The organism is Mycolicibacterium aubagnense (genome assembly GCF_010730955.1).
Classification (GTDB): domain Bacteria; phylum Actinomycetota; class Actinomycetes; order Mycobacteriales; family Mycobacteriaceae; genus Mycobacterium; species Mycobacterium aubagnense.
Genome location: NZ_AP022577.1, coordinates 376459 through 391832 on the forward strand (window position 1 = coordinate 376459; position 15374 = coordinate 391832).

The window sequence follows — 15374 nt, forward strand, 5'->3', positions numbered from 1 at the left end:
AACGGCATTCCAGCAGGCTGCTACTCGCACTTCTGCTGCTGGAACACCGTTTCGCCGGTGACACGACGATGAGCACACCAATACCGGAACTCGCCACGAACATCCGGGCCGGCGATCGAGCGGCGCTGGCGCGTGCCATCACGCTGGTCGAGTCCACCCGGGCCGACCATCGCGATGCCGCGCAGCAGCTGCTGCTCGAACTCGCCCCGGAAGCGGGCCGGGCGCTGCACGTCGGCATCACCGGCGTGCCCGGGGTGGGGAAGTCGACCACGATCGAAGCGCTCGGTATGTACCTGATCGGACAGGGGCACCGTGTCGCGGTGCTGGCTGTCGACCCATCGTCGACCCGAACCGGCGGTTCGATCCTGGGCGACAAGACCCGCATGGCGCAGCTGGCGGTGCAGCCCGAGGCGTACATCCGGCCGTCGCCGACGTCGGGCACGCTCGGCGGGGTGGCCAAGGCCACCCGCGAGACCATCGTGCTGCTCGAGGCGGCCGGTTACGACGTCGTCCTGGTCGAGACCGTTGGCGTCGGGCAGTCCGAGGTGGCGGTGGCCAACATGGTCGATACCTTCGTCTTCCTGACCCTGGCTCGCACCGGCGATCAGTTGCAGGGCATCAAGAAGGGTGTGCTGGAACTGGCCGACGTGATCGTGGTCAACAAGGCCGACGGTGAGCATGCCATCGAAGCCAAGGCCGCGGCGCGCGAGCTCTCGGGTGCCATCCGGCTGATCTATCCGCGCGACACCCTGTGGCGGCCGCCGGTGCTCACGATGAGCGCGTTACACGGCGACGGTCTGGCCGCGATGTGGGACACCGTGCTCAAGCATCGTGAAACCCTCAGTGCGGCGGGCCAATTCGAGGCCCGGCGACGGGCCCAGCAGGTGGACTGGACCTGGACCATGGTGCGGGATACCGTCTTGGACCGGGTGTTGTCGAACCCCGCCGTCAAGGCGCACCGTGACGAGGTGGAACGTCAGGTGCGCGACGGTGAACTCACACCCGCGCTGGCGGCGCAGCGCATCATCGACCTCGCGAACTGACGACGGCGTTCGGCTCGGTATTGCCGACGAGCGATGCCGGTGCGATATCGAGAACGGGGTTTCGGGCCGCGTTGGCGAAACCAATTCCTGGTTTGTTCAGTGGTGCGCCGCAGGCCCGAGAGAAATGGCAGTGGCATGGGTTCGGCTACCAGCAAATAGTGCCAGTGACCTGGTGTGACCACGAGAAACTGCCGGCATTGTCTGCTCTTCGCAACGAGTTACGCCGGCGTAAGTGCGATCTTGAAGTGGATTTCCGGGAGCGTGCGCCAGACTATTTAGTTAACAGATTGGTAACATCGGAGATGGTCTGCGGCACCGGCACGTCATCATTTGGTAATGACCAACGCTATTCGCCGGGAGCGCAACGTGGCGCCTTTCCGGTCCGCCGGCGGGCCCCTTCCGCAGGGCGTTCACGGTGCCGCCGACCCGAATTTCGCAAACGTGGTGCGGGTGTTTTCCGCCATGTTCCCCAGCCGTTTTCTCGGCGGCGGTGCCCTCTCGGTGTACCTCGACGGCGTCCCGGTCGTCGATGTATGGACGGGGTGGGCCGACAGGTGGGGCACTCGGCCATGGGGAGCGGACACCGGCGCCATGGTGTTCTCGGCGACCAAGGGGTTGGCTTCGACCGTCATCCACCGACTGGCCGACCGCGGCCTGATCGCCTACGACGCACCGGTTGCCGACTACTGGCCTGCGTTCGCGGCCAACGGCAAGGCCGGTGTGACGGTGCGGGAGCTGATGCGGCACCGGGCGGGGCTGTCGCAGCTGAACGGCGCCACCCGGGCCGAGCTGATGGACCACCGCCTCATGGAGCAGCGGTTGGCGGCGGCTCCGATGAGCTGGATGAAGGGGCGCCCGGCGTACCACGCCATCACCTACGGCTGGTTGTTGTCCGGCCTGGCCCGGGCAGTGACGGGGCAGGGCATGCGTGACCTGTTCCGCACCGAGCTGGCGGAACCGCTCGGGGTGGACGGTCTGCATCTGGGCCGCCCGTCGGCCGAGGCACCCACGCAGCCCGCGCAGATCATCGGCCCGCAGCTCCGGATCCGCAATCCGCTGTTCGACGCGGTGGCGCCGTATGTGGCGAAGTTGCCGTTCTCGGGTGGATTCGGCTCGATGTACTTCACCGGTATGCGGTCGATGGCCCAAGGAGATACCCCGCTGCTGGATTCCGAGATGCCGGGCGCCAACGGGGTGGCCACGGCCCGATCGCTGGGCCGCGTGTACGGCGCGATCGCCAACGGTGGCCAGATCGATGGCATGCGCTTCCTGTCCGCCGGCACCGTGGCGCAGCTGCGCGGTACGGGCAGTGTGTTCCCCGACTTGGGCCTCGGTCTGCCGATGGACTTCAACCTGGGCTATCACGGACTGCCGTTCCCGGGCATCATGCCGGGGTTCGGCCACGTCGGTCTCGGTGGGTCGCTGGGCTGGGCCGACCCGGATCGCGGCCTGGCGTTCGGCTTCGTGCACAACCGGCTGTTGACACCGCTCATGGTTCCGGATCAGGCCGGTTTCGTGGCACTCGGGGCAATGGTGCGACACAGTGTCGCGCAGGCGCGCAGCAACGGTTTCTGTCGGGTGACGGAGTTCGGTGCGGCCTATGCAGATCCGGCCCCTGTGGCGGGCTGACGGAGTTTGCGCGTGCGAGACACCCGGCCGCATCGGAAGCGATGCGGACCGCCCTCAGCACCGGACTTTCCCAAACCCGCAGATGTCTGGCGTGTTGATTTTTTGCCCGTATCGAGCGGAGTTCGTCACACCAGATATTTCGTACCATGTGTATCGACCATTGCCGAAAATACGGCTTTATGGCCGCAGCCTGTAGGTATCGGATTTTTGCAATGTTGCTCTCATTGCAATTTCGATATCCACGCAAACATTCCCCCTGTCGTGCCTTCGGTGCGCGCGCGGTGCTGGGGTGAACGTTGTTCGCTACGGAGCGCTATGCTTCCGGCCCGTGGCTGGTTCGAAAAGGCTCCGAACCAAACCCCTGTGCAACGGCGCGCCGGGCGGGTTGGGCCTTCCGTGGCGAGTGTGCTGCGGATATCCGGTGGTGATGGTCGCCTGGTAGCGATTCGGCCGAAACGGGTAGCCCCGATTCGGCGGATCAGTTAATTTGACCCGGTAGGATTTCGAGCCAGTTTGATTAAAGCGGCAAAGACGATTTCCAAAATGTATTGAGCGGCGGTCTGCGAGCCACCCGACACAGCGTGTGTCGGAGTCGGTCTGGACTGCTCGGAGAGGCGGTAGCTAAGTGGGTGGGTCACCGACGACACCCGTCGCGATCATCGGCATGGCATGCCGACTACCTGGCGGGATCAGTTCGCCAGAGGAGTTGTGGGAAGCCCTGCTGCGCGGTGACGACCTGGTTACCAAAGTTCCACTGGAGCGGTGGGACGCCGAGGAGTACTACGACCCGGAGCCCGGCGTGCCCGGCCGGTCGGTCTCCAAGTGGGGCGCCTTCATCGATGACGTCGCCGGCTTCGATGCCGACTTCTTCAACATCAGCGACCGCGAGGCCACCGCCATCGACCCGCAGCACCGCCTGATCCTCGAAACCTCTTGGGAGGCCGTGGAACACGCGGGCATTGACCCCGCCACCCTGGCCGGATCGCTCACCGGTGTCTTCGTCGGCATGACCGCCGGTGACTATCAGTTGCTGGCCGCCGACGCCCACGCCATCGAGGGACCGTACGGCTTCACGGGGAACAACTACAGCCTCGCCTCGGGTCGCGTCTCCTACCACCTGGGTGCGCACGGCCCCGCGTACACCGTCGACTCGGCGTGCTCCTCCAGCCTGCTCGCTGTGCACCATGCGTGCCGCAGCCTGCACGACGGAGAGAGCGACGCCGCACTGGCCGGTGGCGTCAACATCATGCTGGAACCGCGCAAGATGTCCTCGGGTTCGGCGCAGGGCATGCTGTCGCCGACCGGCCATTGCCACGCATTCGACGTGGCCGCCGACGGATTCGTCTCCGCCGAGGCGTCCGTCATGTTCATGCTGAAACGACTCGACGACGCGCAGCGCGATGGCGACCGCGTCCTTGCCGTCATCCGCGGCACCGCGAGCAACCAGGACGGCCACACCGTCAACATCGCGACGCCGGGGGAGGAAGCTCAGGTCGCGGTCTACCGCCGCGCGCTGGAGCTCGGTGGTATCGACCCCACCACCGTCGGGTACATCGAGGCGCACGGGACCGGAACGCCAGTCGGCGACCCGATCGAATACTCAAGTCTGGCAACGGTTTACGGCAAGCAGGGTGCGGTAATCCTGGGTTCGGTGAAGACCAACGTCGGCCATGCGCAGTCGGCGTCCGGTGCGGTCGGTCTGATGAAGGCCGTCCTGGCCCTGCAGCACGGCGAGGTGCCGAAGAACCTCTACTACAACGAGATGCCCGCCGAGATGGCGGCCATCCCCACCGGACTGTTCGTGCCGACGGATCTGGTGCCGTGGCCGGCGACGGCCGGCCATCCGCGCCGGGCTGCGGTGTCGGCCTACGGCCTATCGGGCACCAATGTGCATGCCGTCGTCGAGCAGGCGCCCGCCGCGTCGTCGCCGCGCACCGTCGAGTCCGAGGGTCAGGCCCTCGGTGGCAAGTTGCTGTTCCCGGTGTCGTCCACCTCGGCCGAGGAACTGCGGCGCACGGCCGGCAAGCTGGCCGACTGGGCCGCTGCCCAGGGCGAGTCCCTGGACCTGGCCGACACGGCCTATACGCTGTCCCGCCGCCGCGCCCACCGGCCCGTGCGCACCACGGTCCTCGCCGAGGACGCCGCGGGGCTGATCGGGGCGCTCCGCGAGGTCGCCGACAGCGAGACCCCGTACGAGCGCTCGGCCGGCACAGGTGACTGTGGCCCGGTGTGGGTGTTCTCGGGTCAGGGCTCACAGTGGGCAGCCATGGGCGCCGGCCTGCTGGCCACCGAGCCCGCATTCGCGGCCGCCATCGCCGAGATCGAACCGCTGATCGAAGCGGAGTCGGGCTTCTCGATCACCGAGGCCATCACCGCGAACGAGGCGGTGACCGGCATCGACCGCATCCAGCCCGCCGTCTTCGCCATCCAGGTGGCGCTCGCCGCGACCCTGCGGTCGTACGGTGTGCAGCCTGGCGCGGTCATCGGCCACTCGATGGGCGAGTCCGCCGCGGCCGTCGTTTCCGGCGCACTGTCGCTGGCCGACGGCGTGAAGGTCATCTGCCGCCGCTCCAACCTGATGCTCAAGGTGTCCGGCTCGGGCGCCATGGCATCGGTGGAACTGCCCGCCCAACAGGTGCTCTCCGAGCTCGGCGCCCGCGGCGTCGGCGACGTCGTGCTGGCGGTCGTCGCTTCGCCGCAGTCGACCGTCGTCGGTGGTGACAAGGACGCCATCCGCGCCCTGGTCAAGGAATGGGACGAGCGCGGCATCATGGCCCGCGAGGTGGCCGTCGATGTCGCGTCGCACACGCCGCAGGTCGACCCGATCCTGGACGAGCTCGCCGACGCGCTCGAGGACCTCGAGCCCGACGAGCCGACGGTCCCGTACTACTCGGCCACGCAGTACGACCCGCGTGATCCTGCCGACTACGACGCAGACTACTGGGTGGACAACCTGCGACACACCGTTCGCTTCGGCGCCGCGGTGCAGGCCGCGCTGGACGACGGCTTCCGCGTGTTCATCGAGCTGGCCCCGCACCCGCTGCTGGTGCACGCGGTCAACCAGAACGCCGCACACCAGGACATCGGCATCGCCGCCCTGGCGGCGATGCGGCGCGAGCAGGACGTGCCGAACGGCCTGCGCGACGTCGTCGCCGACCTGCACAATGCCGGCGCCGCCATCGACTTCTCGACGATCTACCCGGACGGCGAGCTGGTCGACGTGCCGCTGCCGACGTGGACCCGCAACCACCTGATCCTCACGCGCGACCCGCACGAGCAGGCTCCCGGCGGGGCCTCGCTGGCCGTGCACCCGCTGCTCGGCGCGCACGTCCGGCTCCCGGAGGAGCCCGAGCGCCACGTCTGGCAGTCCGACGTGGGCACCGGTATGCAGCCGTGGCTCGGTGACCACCAGGTGCACAACGTGGCGGCGCTGCCAGGTGCGGCGTACTGCGAGATGGCACTCGGTGCGGCCCGCGAGGTGCTGGGCGAGGCCTCCGAGGTGCGCAACGTGACCTTCGAGGCGATGCTCCTGCTCGAAGAGGAGACCGCGGTATCGGCGGTGGCGACGGCGGTTCCGTCCGGCGACATCGACTTCCTCGTCGAGACCTACCAGGACGGCGAGCAGGTGCGCCGGGCTGCGGCGACGCTGCACGCCGTCGAATCGGGCAGCGCGGACGATGCCTTACGGCCTTCCTACAACCTGGCCAAGCTGGTCGCCGCCCACACCGACGATGTCGACGGTGGCGACCTGCGCGCCTGGTTCGCCGACCGTGGCATCCAGTACGGCCCGGCGTTCTCGGGCCTGACTGCGGCGCACACGACCGCAGGCACCACGGTGCTCGCCGCGGTCGCGCTGCCCGGCGCCATCCGATCGCAGCAGAGCGCCTACACGGTGCACCCGGCGCTGCTGGATGCCTGCTTCCAGGCCGTGGCCGCGCATCCTGATCTGCACGGCGACACCACCGGCGCACTGATGCTGCCCCTGGGCGTCGCCAAGTTGCGGGCCTACGAATCGACCCGCAACGCGCACTACTGCTACGTCAAGCTGACCAGCCTGTCGCCGACCGCGGTGGAAGCCGACATCGATGTGCTCGACGAGCACGGTGCGGTGCTGCTCGCGGTCACCGGCCTGCGTCTCGGTACGGGTGTGTCCGAGGAAGGCCAGCGTGAGCGACTGCTGGGCGAGCGCCTGCTGAACATCGAATGGCGTAGCCAGGAAGCCCCGGTCGCCAACGTGGTGGATCCGGGCCGTTGGCTGCTGATCTCCGCCGCGGCGGACGCCGACAGCCTGACCGAGAAGCTGTCCGAGGTGCTGCAGTCCGACGAGGCAGACGTCTCCACCATGGCCTGGCCTGCCGACGCCGACCATGCGTCGAACCTTGAGTCGCTGCAGGCCACTTTGACGGCCAAGCCGTTCAAGGGCGTCGTCATCGTCACCGCGGCGCCCGAGGGGCCGGCTGCGTCAGCGACTGTGGCCAGCGCTCAGCGCGGCGTGGCGCAGGTCGAGCAGCTGGTGCAGATCGTGCGTGGATTGCCGGACGTGCCGGGTCAGCCCGCGCGGCTGTACGTGCTCACCCGTGGTGCCCGCACGGTGCTGTCCGCTGATGTGGCCAACCTCGAGCAGGGCGGTATCCGCGGCTTCATGCGGGCCATCGGCATGGAGTACCCGGCGATGCGGCCGACCCAGATCGATCTGGACGTGCAGGCCGACGTGGCGCACGTCGCGGCGGAACTGCTGTCCGGCTCGGAAGAGGACGAGACGGCATGGCGATCGGGCGAGTGGTTCACCGCGCGCCTGAACCTGAGCCAGCTGCAGCCCGAGGAACGTCGCACCACCGTCGTGCGACCGGAGACCGACGGTGTGCAGCTGCAGATCCGGACCCCCGGCGACCTGTCGTCGGCGGAGCTGGCCGCGTACGAGCGGGTCGCTCCGGGACCGGGCCAGATCGAGGTCTCGGTCGCGGCGTCCAACCTGAACTTCGCCGATGTGCTCGTCGCGTACGGCCGGTACCCGAGCTTCGAGGGCCGGATGCCGCAGCCGGGTGCGGACTTCGCCGGTGTGGTCACCGCGGTCGGCCCGGGCGTGACCGATCACCAGATCGGCGACCGGGTGGCGGGTATCTCGCTGACCGGTGCCTGGAAGACCTTCGTCACCTGCGACGCCAACCTGGCCGTGAAGATTCCGGACGATCTGCCCGAGGGCAGCGCGGCGGCGGTGCCCAGTGCGCACGCCACCGCCTGGTACGGCCTGCACAACCTGGCCCGCATCCAGGCCGGCGACAAGGTGCTGATCCACTCCGCCACCGGTGGCGTGGGGCAGGCCGCCATCGCCATCGCGCGGGCCGCGGGTGCCGAGATCTACGCCACCGCCGGTAGCGACGATCGTCGAAACCTGTTGCGCAGCTGGGGAATTCAGCACGTCTACGATTCCCGCAGCACGGCCTTCGCGGAGGAAATCCGCCGCGACACCGACGGCTACGGCGTCGACGTCGTGCTGAACTCGCTGCCCGGTGCGGCGCAGAAGGCCGGTGTCGAGCTACTGACGTTCGGCGGCCGGTTCGTTGAGATCGGCAAGCGTGACATCTACGGCGACACCCGGATGGGCCTGTTCCCGTTCCGCCGGAACCTGTCGTTCTACGCGCTCGACCTGGCTCTGTTGACGTTGACCAACCCCGACCTCACGCGCGGCATGCTGGAGACGATCTTCGGGCAGATCGCTGAGGGTGTGCTGCCGGTACCGGACACCACGCACTACCCGCTGAGCGATGCCGCCACGGCGATCCGGGTGATGGGTGCGGCCGGCCACACCGGCAAGCTCGTGCTCGACATCCCGCACACCGGGGAGTTCGAGGCGGTGCTGTCGCCGGAGAACGCTCCCGTGTACCGGGCCGACGGGTCCTACATCGTCACCGGTGGCCTCAGCGGTCTGGGCCTGTTCCTGGCCGACAAACTCGCGGCCGGCGGCTGCGGACGCATCGTGCTCAATGCGCGTTCGGAGCCGAGTGCCAAGACCCAGCAGGCCATCGAGGCAGTCCGCAGCAAGGGCGCCGAGGTCGAGGTGGTGCTGGGCGACATCGCTGCCGCGGACACCGCCGCCCGTCTGGTCGCGGCCGCCGAGTCGACCGGCAGGCCGCTACGCGGCGTGCTGCACGGCGCGGCGGTGGTCGAAGACGCGACATTGCCCAACATCACCGACGAGCTGATCGAGCGCGACTGGGCACCGAAGGTGTACGGCGCGTGGTACCTGCACGAGGCGACCGCGGGATCCGAGCTGGACTGGTTCTGCTCGTTCTCGTCGGCTGCCGCCATGGTGGGCTCGCCCGGCCAGGCCGCCTACGCTGCGGCCAACAGCTGGCTGGACGCGTTCACCCAGTGGCGCCGCGCGCAGGGATTGCCGGCCGGAGCCATCGCCTGGGGTGCCTGGGCCAAGATCGGTGCCGGGCAGGGCATGGCCGCCGACGATGCCATGGCGATCGATCCCGAGGACGGCGCCTACGCGTTCGACGCGATCATCCGCCACGACCGCGCCTACGCCGGGTACGCCCCGGTCGCCGGGGCGGACTGGCTGGTGGCCTTCGCTCAGACCAGCAAGTTTGCCGAGTCGTTCGCGAACATCGGGCGCGGCGGTGCGGGCACCAGCGAATTCCTCGCGGAGTTCCATGCGCTGTCGGAGGAGGAGCGGCCGGCTCGTCTGAGGCGCCTGATCACGGACGCTATGTCTATGATACTCAGGCGATCTGTTGATCCCGATCGTCCGCTGGCCGAGTATGGCCTCGATTCGCTCGGGGCGCTTGAACTGCGGACACGTATCGAGGCCGAGACGGGAGTCCGGATCGGGTCTTCGGACATCACGAATGTTCGGGCTCTGGCAGAACGCCTGGGGGAGGCGATTTCGACGGCGATTTCGACATGACGGGTCAGGGTAGGGCGTCAAGGAAGCCGCACGCTGAATTCACCGAAGCACAGGAGAGTGAACATGGTTGCGATTAGGACCATCCATGACTGGATGGGCTCCTCGGGCGTTCTGACTTCCTGGAATCCCTCCTCGGCGTCGCTCACCAAGCTGCGCAACGCGCCTGTCAGCCAGGTGCCGGTCAGCTACCAGCAGAGCCAGCACATCCGCGCGTTCCGTTCGCACGAGCGCAACGGCACGGACATGGCCCGACTGAACATCGCCGCATGGGACATGCCGGGCAAGTGCGACGTCCGGGCGATGACGCACGTCATCAACGCCTACGTACGCCGGCACGACACCTTCCACAGCTGGTTCGAGCTCCTCGACGACGATTCGGTGGTGCGCCGGACGGCGAAGAGCCCGCGCGACATCAAGCTGGTGCCGACCGAGCACGGCGAGATGAACGCCCAGCAGTGGCGTGACCACGTGCTCGCCACGCCGGATCCGCTGCAGTGGGACTGCTTCCACTTCGGCATCATCCAGCGCGACGACCACTTCACCTTCTACTTCAGCATCGATCACGTGCATACCGATGCGCTGCTGATGGGGCTGGTGCTGGTGGAGATCCACCTCATGTATGCGGCCCTGGTCAGCGGTGCGCCGCCGATCCCGTTGGCCGACGCCGGCAGCTACGACGACTACTGCGTCAAGCAGGCGGAGTACACCGCGTCGCTGACGCTGGAGTCCCCGGAGGTCAAGGACTGGATCAAGTTCGCCGAGGCCAACGACGGCACGCTGCCGTGCTTCCCGCTGCCCCTCGGTGACCCGACGGTGCCGTGCGGCGGCGAGATGCTCACCGTCCGGTTGATGGACAAGCATCAGTCGGAGCGGTTCGAATCGGCCTGCCTGTCGGCGGGTGCCCGGGTGATCGGCGGCGTGATCGCCTGCGCGGCGCTTGCCGAGCATGAACTCACCGGCCGGCCGGTCTACAACATCATCACCCCGACCACGACACGCCGCACCCCGGCCGAGTTCATGACGACGGGTTGGTTCACCGGCGTCGTGCCGATCAGCGTCCCGGTGGCGCCGGAATCGTTCGGTGACACCGCCCGCGCCATGCAGAAGGCGTTCGACGCCGGTATGGATCTGGCGCACGTCCCGTTCGAGCGGGTGCTCGAACTCGCCGAGGGCAAGGTCGCGTCGATCCGCAAAGCGGATCCCGGCGTGCCGATGGTGTCGTACCTGGACACCAACCTGCCGCCGCTGTCGCCGGCGATCATGAACGAGTGGGAGCGGCTCAACGGCCGGGTGTACAGCGATGCCCGCTCGGCGTACCAGATCGGCATCTGGGTGAACCGTTCCGAGAAGGAAACGTCGGTCACCATCGCCTACCCGGACAACCCGATCGCCCGCGAATCCGTGGACAAGTACCTGCACGCGATGCGTGCCGTGTACCTGCGGGTGGCCGACGGTGGTTCGAATGCCGGCCGCTCGGAGGCCTTGCGCCACAACGGTTGCCGCAGCGAACTGATTCGAGCTGTGAAGGGCTGAGCTGTGACGACCTCCACGCGCCCGTCGCGTGTGCCCTTGTTGCGCCGTTGGCGGGCTGACGGCGCCGACGATCAGAGCCGCGTGCTCGACTATGTCGACCAGGCGATGTTCCTGGGTCTGCGCGCCACCGGCCAGGCCGCGGTCATGCAGTTCGGCTGGGTCTATGAACACCCGGTGGACATGGACGGTTTGCGCCGGTTCCACTACAACTTCGGCCACGGTCTCGGCGGTCGCCAGATCGAACCGTCGATCTTGCCGTTCGGCCGGCACCGCTGGGTGTCGGCGCTCGGGCCACCGGCACCGATCCGGATGTACGAGACCGTGCGCCCCCGGTCGGAACTCGGCGACTTTCTGGACGAACACGCACAGATTCCGGTCGACCCGGAGTTCGGGCCGACGTGGCACATGGGTGTGCAACCGCTCGACGACGGTGCCACGGTGGTCAGCCTGGTCGGTTCGCACTGCATCGCCGACGGCGGCGGCGCCATGCTGACGGTGTTCGAGTCGGTCACGGGCCAGCGGCGCGATCTCGGTCTGCCGCAGCCACGTTCGCGGTCTCGATGGGGCGCTGTGCGCGCCGACCTGCGCCAGACCTTCCGCGATCTGCCGGAGCTTGGCCGTTCGATGAAGTCGGCGGCGAAGCAGGCCTACCAGAAGCGCAGCGAGCTGCGACGCTCCGGAAAGTCGCCGGCCGCACACCTGGATTCGGCCAGTGCCAAGGAAAACCTGGTGGTGCCGGCGATCTTCGCGTTCATCGACGCTGCTGAATTCGATGCGCGGGCCAAAGCACTCGGCGGAAACAGCTATGCGCTGATCGCCGGGTTCGCCGCCCGATTGTCCGAGCGGATGGGGCGGTTCAGCGAGGCCGAAGGCGTGGTGCCGCTGGTCGTGCCGATCAACGACCGCACGCTGGAGGACACCCGGGCCAACGCAGTGCTCATCGGTGATGCCCGGGTGAATCCGAAGGGCGTCACCGAGGACCTGACGGAAACCCGGGCGGTCATCAAGGAAGCCCTGCGGAAGATGCGTGAGGAGCCCGACGAGAAGTTGGAGCTGTTGCCACTCACGCCGTTCGTCCCCAAACGCGCCGTCACGCAGGCCGCGGACATCGCGGTCGGGTTCGGTGAGCTGCCGGTGTTCTGTTCGAACCTCGGGGTGCTGCCGGACGACCTGGCTCGGGTCGACGGGACTCCGGCCGAATACGTCATGGCTCGCGGTGTGGACGGCCAGGTGCCCCGCGGGGTGCTGGAGCACCGCAAGGGCATTCTGACCGTCATCTCCATGCAGATGATCGGACGGGTGTCGATGGCGGTGATCGGGTACCAGCCGGGCGCCGAGAACACCAAGGCCACGCTGCGCGCGTACGTGGAAGAGACGCTGGCCGAGTTCGGCCTTTCTGCCGTCTACGAGTAATCCCGGTTCAGACAATCGAAAAGTGAAGGGCCAGGTCTATCTTGTCCACTGATACCCGGTCAAAGCGGACCGGTCGTCGCCGGTTCGCCAAGCTGCCGCTGGAGCTGGACCGTCCGCAGGACCGTCTGGACTACATGGACGAGGCGACGTTCCTGTCGTACCGGGCCAGTGGCCGGGTCCAGGTCATGCTGGCCCTGTGGTTCTTCGAGGGGCCCGTTGATCTCGACGGACTGCGCCGGTTCCATGCGAACTTCGGACACAGCCTCGCGGCCCGCCGGATCGAGCGCTCGCCACTGCCGTTCGGCCGGGCCCGGTGGGTTGCCGCTCCGGCCCTTGAGCGCCCCCTGGACATCGCCGAAACCCCGCGTCCGCGTGCGGAACTGACCGACTGGCTCGAAGAGCGGTCGCAGGTCCCGATCGATCCGGAACACGGTCCGGGCTGGCACCTGGGTGTCCAGTCGTTCAGCGACGGTTCGACGGCGGTCGCGCTGGCACTGTCGCATTGCCTGATCGACGGGACCGGGGCAGTGGCCGCCATCATGGAGTCCGTGCTCGGCCAGGGCCGCGATCTGGGATACGCGCAGCCGGGCTCTCGGACCCGTTGGCAGGGCATCCGCGCCGACCTGCGTCAGGCTCGGCGCGATTTCCCCGAGATCCGCCGGACCGTGGTGGCGGCCGCGAAGATGCTCCACCGCAGACGTCACGAGATTCGCAATTCCGGGGATACCCGGCCGGTGGTGACCCCAGGCGACCGCGATGAGTACGTGCTGATGCCGTTCGCGGGCACCCACATCGACGTCGCGCAGTGGGATGCGAAATGCGAAGCCCTCGGCGGTAACACCTACTCGCTGGCCGCGGCATTCGCCGCCCGGCTGGGTGTCCGCATGGAACGACACCGCAAGCACGACAACAACATCTCGCTCATGGTCGCGGTCAACGACCGGACCTCGATGGAGGACACCCGCGCCAACGCCATGGCGTTCGCCAACCTCACGGTCGACCCGACCCACGTCGCCAAGGACCTGACGGACCTGCGGGCGTCGCTACGGACCTCGCTCAGCACGGCCAAGGACCAGCCCGACGAGTCGTTCATCCTGCTGCCGCTGACGCCGTTCATTCCGCTGCGCGCGGTGAACAAGACGGCCGACCTCGTGCTTGGTGACATGCCGGTGACGTGCTCCAACTTCGCGGCGCTGCCGGATCTGATGTGCCGGCCCGACGGGGTCAACCAGGCCACGTTCCTCAACTGCTGGGGTGTCGAGCAGAAGGTCAAGAGGTCCGACATCGAGCGGCCGGGTGGCCTGCTGGTCGTCGCGTCCGGCCGGTACAACGGGCGGGTGAACCTCGGCATCGTCGGCTACCAGGTGGGGGCCGAGAACAGCCGGGCCATGCTGCGCGAGCTCGTCCAGCAGACGCTCGACGAGTTCGACCTCACGCCGCTGACCATCTACTAGCGCGCCACCGGGCGTTTCCGCCCAGGCCCTCAGCGGGCCTGGGCGGCTTTCTCCAACAGATCCGCGGTGCGCGCGACGCTGTCCGCGGGTTTCGTCATGCGCGCCTGCGCAGCCCGGACCCGGGCTGCGCACTCCGGCTGCAGCGCCGTGCGCAGCGCGGCTTTCAGCGATGCCGGGGTGGTCTTCGAAAAGCGGCGTGACGCCCCGAGCCCCAGCTTCTTGATCTGCCCGGCCCACACCGGCTGGTCGGCGCTGACCCACAGCACAACCGTCGGCACGCCTGCGCGCAGTCCTGCCGCCGTCGTGCCGGCGCCGCCGTGGTGGACCAGCGCCCGGCACAGCGGGAACACCGCGGCATGGTTGACCGCGCCCACCAGCTTCACGTGGTCACCCAGCGTCGTGTGCGGCAGGTCCCAGACACCCGAGCTGATCAGGGCCCGCTCGCCGAGCTCGGCGCACACCGTGTCGATCATCGCCACCGCGGCGGCGGGGGACTCCACGGGCATGCTGCCGAAGCCGAAGTAGATGGGTGGCCTGCCACCCGCGATCCAGTCCATCACGTCGGCATCGGTGTCGGTCTGCAGCTCCATCGACATGGATCCCACGAGGGGCTTGGCATCGCCGTATTCGGCCGCCAGTCCCGGGAACAGCACCTCGTCGTAGGCCTGGATCTCCAGTGCGCCACGGTCTTCGATGCGGCGGACCGCCCGCACGGTCGCCGGCGGCAGACCCAGGGTGCGCCGCTGGATGTCCTCGGCTTCCTTCAACATGCGCCAGTGGAACCATTCGCCGACCGCGAAGCCGCGGCGGATCAGCGGCAACGGCAGCGGCACCGGCAGTACCTGGCTGTTGGGGCGGAACGGGAAGTAGTGCAGGGCGGCCAGCGGGATGTCGAAATGCTCGGCGACGTTGGCGGCCACCTCTTGATACGTGGTCCCGGCAAGGAGCAGATCCGCGCCGGCGGCGACCTCGGTGAGGGTGGCGTTCATGTCCTGCCAGCCCTGCGTCATGTAGTCCCTGAGTTCGCGGACCACGCTCACCGGGTTCTTGATGCTCAAATGGTCGCGAAAGATGTCCGCATCCAGTTGCTGCTGAGAATCTACGCCGTAGCTGGCGGGCATCGGAAGTCCCGTAGAAGCGACGAATGACACCAGATTCGGCGGCACAGCCATGCGTACTTCGTGGCCGCGACGCAGCAATTCTCTGGCCACAGCGCCGCTGGGCTCGATGTCTCCACGCGTGCCATGGATGGCGATAGCAAACTTCACAGAACGTCACACCTATCGGTCTGCCGCTGTTCTCCGCATTGCTGGGGCACCGATGGCAACAAGGACGTCCGGCGCCGACGGGCGCGGCGGGGGTTGGGTGACTTCATCACTGGCACACCCG

7 protein-coding genes are annotated in these 15374 nt (G+C 67.9%); 6 read left to right on the top strand and 1 reads right to left on the bottom strand.

Annotated elements, in window-relative coordinates:
- The first annotated feature begins 68 nt into the window (after window positions 1-68).
- From meaB to G6N59_RS02080, 6 genes are all read left to right on the top strand, one after another.
- A complete protein-coding gene (gene meaB, locus G6N59_RS02055; protein ID WP_138230617.1) occupies window positions 69-1043 on the top strand; it encodes a methylmalonyl Co-A mutase-associated GTPase MeaB in 975 nt (324 codons plus the stop codon).
- Between the two features lie 336 nt (window positions 1044-1379).
- On the top strand, window positions 1380-2672 hold the full coding sequence (lipL, locus tag G6N59_RS02060) for an esterase/beta-lactamase LipL (RefSeq protein WP_138230618.1): 1293 nt from the start codon (window positions 1380-1382) through the stop codon (window positions 2670-2672).
- A gap of 664 nt (window positions 2673-3336) precedes the next feature.
- The gene (pks2, locus tag G6N59_RS02065; protein WP_234884243.1) at window positions 3337-9585 is read left to right on the top strand and encodes a sulfolipid-1 biosynthesis phthioceranic/hydroxyphthioceranic acid synthase; all 6249 of its coding nucleotides are present in this window, start codon (window positions 3337-3339) and stop codon (window positions 9583-9585) included.
- A gap of 63 nt (window positions 9586-9648) precedes the next feature.
- Window positions 9649-11118, top strand: coding sequence for a condensation domain-containing protein (locus tag G6N59_RS02070; protein ID WP_179970264.1), 1470 nt, complete (start codon window positions 9649-9651; stop codon window positions 11116-11118).
- A gap of 3 nt (window positions 11119-11121) precedes the next feature.
- The gene (locus tag G6N59_RS02075; RefSeq protein ID WP_138230620.1) at window positions 11122-12531 is read left to right on the top strand and encodes a hypothetical protein; all 1410 of its coding nucleotides are present in this window, start codon (window positions 11122-11124) and stop codon (window positions 12529-12531) included.
- A gap of 41 nt (window positions 12532-12572) precedes the next feature.
- Window positions 12573-13985 carry a condensation domain-containing protein gene (locus tag G6N59_RS02080; protein ID WP_138230621.1) on the top strand — a complete coding sequence of 471 codons (1413 nt, stop codon included), beginning with the start codon at window positions 12573-12575 and terminating at the stop codon, window positions 13983-13985.
- Window positions 13986-14014: 29 nt separating this feature from the next.
- On the opposite strand, the gene G6N59_RS02085 is transcribed toward G6N59_RS02080, so the two are convergent.
- Window positions 14015-15253, bottom strand: a complete 1239-nt coding sequence (locus tag G6N59_RS02085; RefSeq protein WP_138230622.1) for a glycosyltransferase — start codon at window positions 15251-15253, stop codon at window positions 14015-14017.
- Window positions 15254-15374 lie beyond the last annotated feature (121 nt).

Bases quoted from the DNA above. Each gene is read 5' to 3' on its own strand.
- meaB (WP_138230617.1), top strand. From the start codon at position 69: ATGAGCACACCAATACCGGAACTCGCCACGAACATCCGGGCCGGCGAT.
- lipL (WP_138230618.1), top strand. From the start codon at position 1,380: ATGACCAACGCTATTCGCCGGGAGCGCAACGTGGCGCCTTTCCGGTCC.
- pks2 (WP_234884243.1), top strand. From the start codon at position 3,337: ATGGCATGCCGACTACCTGGCGGGATCAGTTCGCCAGAGGAGTTGTGG.
- G6N59_RS02070 (WP_179970264.1), top strand. From the start codon at position 9,649: ATGGTTGCGATTAGGACCATCCATGACTGGATGGGCTCCTCGGGCGTT.